This window comes from Microcoleus sp. PH2017_12_PCY_D_A (genome assembly GCF_020738565.1).
GTDB lineage: Bacteria > Cyanobacteriota > Cyanobacteriia > Cyanobacteriales > Microcoleaceae > Microcoleus.
Genome location: NZ_JAEQCI010000201.1, coordinates 1 through 5,899 on the forward strand (window position 1 = coordinate 1; position 5,899 = coordinate 5,899).

The window sequence follows — 5,899 nt, forward strand, 5'->3', positions numbered from 1 at the left end:
AATTCAGAGGACTGAAGTCCTCACTACGAACCGGGCTGATGCAACTTCATTCCTCATAAATTCAGAGGACTGAAGTCCTCACTACGAACCGGGCTGATGACCGGATTTTACGAAAAGTCACCAATTTTCAAGTTTCCAAAAGTTCCAATAACTCAGCCTCCGAAAGCAGTTCTATTCCCAAAGATTGAGCCTTCTCCAACTTAGAACCAGCATCTTCCCCCACAACCACATAATCGGTTTTAGCACTCACAGAACCTGTGACTTTTCCTCCAGCTTTGACAATCAAATCCTTAGCTTCATCTCGTTTTAGAGTCGGCAAAGTTCCCGTCAGCACAAAAGTTTTGCCTGCAACTTGTAAATTTTTGTCTGCTAAATTATGACTTTTTACTTCTGAATGCAATTGCAATCCCGCAGTTTGCAACCGTGCAATTAAACTTTGATTTGCCGGAACTCGAAACCATTGATAAACAGCTTGTGCAATTTCCGGGCCGATGCCGTAAACTCCCTCAATTCCTGCCGCCGATACCGCTGCTAACTCTTCCACATTGGCAAACCTTTCTGTCAGCAATTGAGCGTTGACACTGCCGACGTGGTGGATGCCCAAACCGTAAAGTACCCGCGCATAAGGTTGATTTTTCGATCGGGCGATCGCACTTACCAACTTTTCTGCTAACTTTTTACCCATGCGTTCCAAAACCATCAATCTCTCAGCAGTCAAATCAAACAAATCCGCCGCCGACTGCACCAGATTGCTATCAACCATCTGCTGCACCAACTTTTCCCCAACACCGTTAATATCCAAAGCATCCCGGCTGCAAAAATGAATCAGGGAACCCCTCAAAATCGCCGGACAAGACGTGTTGATGCAGCGAGTCACGGCCTCCCCCTTTTCGCGAACCACAGGCTGCGTACATTCGGGACAGCAGCTAGGCATTTGAAAAAGTTGAGCATTTTCGGGACGAAGTTCCGGTAAAACTCGGACAACTTCTGGTATAATTTCCCCAGCTTTTCTGACAATTACAGTATCGCCTATGTGGAGGTTGAGTTCGGAAAGTCGATCGCTATTGTGGAGAGAAGCCCGCGAAACCGTCGTTCCAGCCAACTGCACCGGTTTGAGTTCCGCTACGGGAGTCAGAGCCCCGGTTCTCCCGACTTGCACAGTTATTGCTTCTACAATTGTAGGGACTTCGGCCGCAGGATACTTAAGGGCGATCGCCCAACGCGGAAACCTCTGAGTAAAACCCAATTGTCGTTGCAGCCCAACCGAATTAATCTTAACAACAACCCCATCAGTCATGTAAGGCAAATTTCGCCGTTCAGTATCCCAATATTCGTAATACTCCCGCACCTCATCCAACGAAGAGCAAATTTTGCGATTTGGATTCACCTTAAACCCGATTCTTCGCAACAATTCCAAAGATTCCCCTTGCGTCTTTTCCTCATTATCCTCATCTAAATGCAGAGTATAAGCAAAGAAATCCAACCGTCGCTTGTCCACAATTTTAGAATCCAACTGCCGCAGAGTACCCGCCGCAGCATTGCGAGGATTAGCAAACAATTGTTCCCCCGCCTTTTCCCGTTCCCGATTAATTTCCTCAAACACAGCCAAAGACAAAAAAGCCTCTCCCCGCACTTCCACCACAGGCGGCGGATTATCTAAATTAAGCTTGAGAGGAATCGAGCGAATAGTCTTAACATTTTGAGTGATGTCCTCTCCCGCAATCCCATCTCCCCGCGTTGCACCGCGAACCAAAACCCCATTTTCATAGGTTAACGCTAAAGCAGAACCGTCAATTTTTAACTCGCAAACATAGGAAACCCCCCCCTGCCCCCCCTTGCTAAGGGGGGGAGTAATTTCTTTGTTTTCCTCGTTGCTAAGGGGCGGTGAAATTCCATCTTGTTCCCCCCCTTGACAAGGGGGGGTTAGGGGGGGTGCAATTCCATCAAGGGGCGGTGAAATTTCATCTTGTCCCCCCCCTTGACAAGGGGGGGCTAGGGGGGGTGCAATTCGCTGCCAGCGTTCCTGCCATTTTGCCAATTCCTGAAGATTAAAAGCATTTTCCAAACTGTAGAGAGGAATATTGTGCTTGACGCTAAAAAATTGAGTAGCCGGCTTTTCTCCCACGCGCTGAGTCGGACTTTCGGCCGCAATCAATTCAGGATAATCTGATTCTAACTCTTGCAACTCTCGGTAAAGGCGATCGTACACCTCATCAGCCATAATCGGCGCATCAAGAACATAATAAGCATAGCTAGCTTCCTGTAGCTGCTGCCTCAATTGTTTAACTCGCTGCTGAATTTCTGGTTGCATCATAAATGTTGTGTTTATTTATAAAACTATTGCGGTCGGGTGCGTCGCTATTATATTGTCGATAGCAGCTAGGAATTTTTCGCGGATCACCTACGAATTAAGTCTACCGTATTGTATTATAGCTCAAACAAAAACGAGCCAGCAAGTAGAAAATATAAAAATTTTCTAATGATGACTCGCCTCCATCAATCATAAATTATGCCAAAACAATCTCACAAATTTAGATCGGAAAAATCGCTAAACTTTTTGTTGTTATCCCCGGATATGGAAGGTTGAAGATTATCACCATCTTTTTCAACCTTCGAGTTGCCGTTGGTGCGGGATTTGATCGAATCTTGAGAGTTCGGCTTGGTGAAAGCAAGCGGTTCAGCGTGTTCGACTTGAAATACGTTGGCGTAGAGATTGGCAATAATCTGTTTGCCGCCCTGGGTCAATTCCAAGTAGTTCAAAGCTGCTGGAATGTAGGGGAAAACTCCGTTCCAATAAAACTTGGCGTAATTTTGCCGCAAATCTCCCGGGGATTTGTAGCCCAAGATTTTATTAGTGCCGACTTCCTCAAATTCGTAGAATAGGGCGCTGATTTTGCGGAGGTAATTTGGGTCACTCAACTGACCGATTAAATCGGCGGCCCTGGCGAGCCCAGAATAGTTGTTTCTGTCTTGATGGGTTTCGCTAGCAGGAACTGGGAAGCGTGTCAACTCAATATTGCGCTTGATTTGTTCGGCATCAATTAATGTGTGGCCGCCGAAGCGTTCGTCAATTACGAGTTTTCCTCGATCGACATGATAAGGAGTTAGACTAGCAGAAGTGGCGCCGATCGCCACAGAAACCATGCCTCCATCTATACCAGTAGCGTAGAGTCCCACAGATTCTTGGTCTTGCCGGCAAACACCTTTCACGTAGCCGATATCGTGGCACAGCAGCGAGATCAGGTAGTGCAGCCAATCTTCCGGCGACACACCCCCTTCGCGAATATGTTTCCCCCGCAGAATCTCTTGTCCCACCAAGGCCACGAGCATTGTGTGTTCCACATTGTGGTAAAGAGCATCGCAGTTAGCGATGTTTTCGAGAGCCATCGTCCCCGCCCAGGCGATAATTTCAGGGTAGTCAGGCTTGTACTTGCCGTAGGTGCGGCGGTAGCCGGCCTGTAGCTCTTGCACAAAAGCGTCAATCAGGATGGCAGTTGCATTGAACATGATAAATTCTCTCACTCAGGCTATAGTTGCAAACTCGATCGCAAATATCTGGGATAGCTGAAACAATAATCAATGGGCATTAGAGTAGGTTTGACCCCTCGCCCAAAGACGGATACAAGCGCCGGCTTAAGTCCTAGATGCTCCCCAAATTTTAGACCCAAGTTTCAGCTTCCAGATTCATCTGCCGAGTAAATCTCAAATCTCAAATCTCAACTCTCAACTCTCAACTCCATTCACCCCTCGGCGTTGAATTTTAAAGTTCAGCTAGTCTTGTTAGGTCAGAAAATTGCTCTTTTGGATATACTTCCCACGATAACCTAATTTCCCAATTATAAAGATCGATTTTTTGGTATTAAATATTAGTGAAACTATTTACATCGTTTCACCGACTAATTATTAGAAGTTCTAGGTGTTAAAGTTATGAACTGTCTGTTTCCGAGTCTCTCCACTGCGGCCATTCGCGCGAGGCGGTCGATCGCCCCAAAATACCTAGGATTGTTTGCATTCACGGCTGTTTGCACCGCAGCACCGGCCTTGGGAGCAGAGCGAATCTACGTAACTTACGGGCCGCTAGAAGTCTCAGTGCCGATCGAATCCCTGACACTCTTCGCCAAAGAAGGCAAAATAGACTCAAACTTGGACGGCTTCGCTCAGTACGCCAAACCAGCACAGCTAGCGGAGATTCGCAACGGCCTGCAAGCCAAAGCAGAAATCAGCCACGTGACGATCGCCCAATTCCTTTACACACCGCAAGGAGAAGTGCTGCTGGAACGCTTGGGGCGAGTAATTCAAACCAAAGCTCGGCAGCCCGGATTTTATGCCATCCGAGCGGCCCTAATTTTAGCAGCCTCAGATCCTGAAGGCATGACAATTCTCAACGTGCTGCGGAAATTCCCCACTTACGGCATCAGGATTGACATTGCGCGCGGCTTGGGTATCGCCAACGAGCTGACATCGCTGATCAACCGTTCCAATCGGACGATCGCCGGAGTCGCCAAGTTGTCGGAAACACAAGCAGCCGAGGAGTCTGGGATACCGCCCGCCGAAATGCTACAGATCCAGGAAAAGGGCCCCTACAATTGGAAAAAATCATCGGTAACTTTGACGAGTCCAAATCGCGATCGCACCTTTAATATCGACATTTACCTCCCGCTCAAAAGTCCGCAACCGGCTCCTGTCGTAGTAATTTCCCACGGTTTAGGTTCCGATCGCATTTCCTACGAGTATTTAGCCAAACACCTAGCCTCTTACGGCTTTGCCGTCGCCGTCCCCGAACACCCCGGCAGCAACGCCCAACAAATCCAAGACCTAGTAACAGGCAGAGCCAAGGATGTAGCAGAACCAGCCGAATTTGTCAACCGCCCCCTCGACATCAAAGACCTGCTCGATTATTTAACCAAACTTTCGACAACCAATCCGGCCTACCGAGGACAGCTCGACTTGCAGCGAGTCGGCATCATCGGCCAATCTTTCGGAGGCTATACGGCTTTAACATTAGCGGGAGCCCAGATTAACTTTGCACAGCTAGACAAAGACTGCAAGCTGGAAAACGAAACTTGGAACCTCTCGCTGCTGTTGCAGTGCCGCGCCCGCAGCCTAGATCGCAATCAGTACAATTTCAGCGATCCGCGCGTCAAAGCTGCGATCGCCATCAACCCGATCGCCAGCAGCATTCTCGGAGAAACAAACCTCAGCAAAATCCAAATCCCAGTCATGGTAATCGCAGGTAGCGCCGATACCGTGGCCCCGGCATTGCTCGAACAAATTCAACCCTTCACCTGGCTGACATCGCCCAACAAATATCTGGTACTGATGAACAACGGGACTCACTTTTCGACGATCGACCAATCCCCTCAAAGCGTCTTTTTGCCACCAGCACAGGCGATCGGGCCCGAACCCGCCTTAGCCCGCCGCTACCTCAACGGACTCAGCCTAGCCTTCATGGAAAGCTACTTGAACAACAAATCAAAGTTCCGCCCGTATTTAGAGCCAAACTACGCTTTAAGCATCTCCCGAAACACTCTCGGACTGAGAATTTTGCGATCGCTCACCCCGCAGCAACTGCAACAGTTCAGTTCTGCACCTGCTCGCAGTGCGGCCCCTGCACCTGCGATCGCTCCAGTTGCTCCACCTTCTCCAGTTGCTCCACCTCCAGTAGCTCCTGTTCCCCGTTAGGGTGAAGCTGCGGGCGAAGCGACGCAATCTTTTCGCCTCTCTATCGTTTCATCAGCTTTCCTGATGACTCTCATCAGTTAAGCTGTTGTTACACCCCTTTACAAACCGAAATAAAAGGTTTATATTAATTTACATGGCGGAACACAAAGCCGTCACGAACATTGAAAACCAAATAAAGCAATCATAAAACCATGACAGCCACCTTACAGCAGCGCGA

At 48.5% G+C, this 5,899-nt stretch carries 3 protein-coding genes; 1 reads left to right on the top strand and 2 read right to left on the bottom strand.

Going from position 1 to position 5,899, the window contains the following annotated elements; genetic code table 11:
• Window positions 1-127: 127 nt before the first annotated feature.
• Together ligA and JGK39_RS32250 are read right to left on the bottom strand one after the other, a co-directional pair.
• Window positions 128-2,311 carry an NAD-dependent DNA ligase LigA gene (gene ligA / locus JGK39_RS32245; RefSeq protein WP_293262156.1) on the bottom strand — a complete coding sequence of 728 codons (2,184 nt, stop codon included), beginning with the start codon at window positions 2,309-2,311 and terminating at the stop codon, window positions 128-130.
• A gap of 212 nt (window positions 2,312-2,523) precedes the next feature.
• Window positions 2,524-3,507, bottom strand: coding sequence for an Npun_R2479 family HD domain-containing metalloprotein (locus JGK39_RS32250; RefSeq protein ID WP_293262153.1), 984 nt, complete (start codon window positions 3,505-3,507; stop codon window positions 2,524-2,526).
• Between the two features lie 420 nt (window positions 3,508-3,927).
• Between JGK39_RS32250 and JGK39_RS32255 the strand changes: the two genes are divergently transcribed.
• Window positions 3,928-5,682 (top strand): alpha/beta hydrolase, encoded by a 1,755-nt coding sequence (locus JGK39_RS32255; protein ID WP_293262150.1) that lies wholly within the window; start codon window positions 3,928-3,930, stop codon window positions 5,680-5,682.
• The last annotated feature ends 217 nt before the right edge of the window (window positions 5,683-5,899 follow it).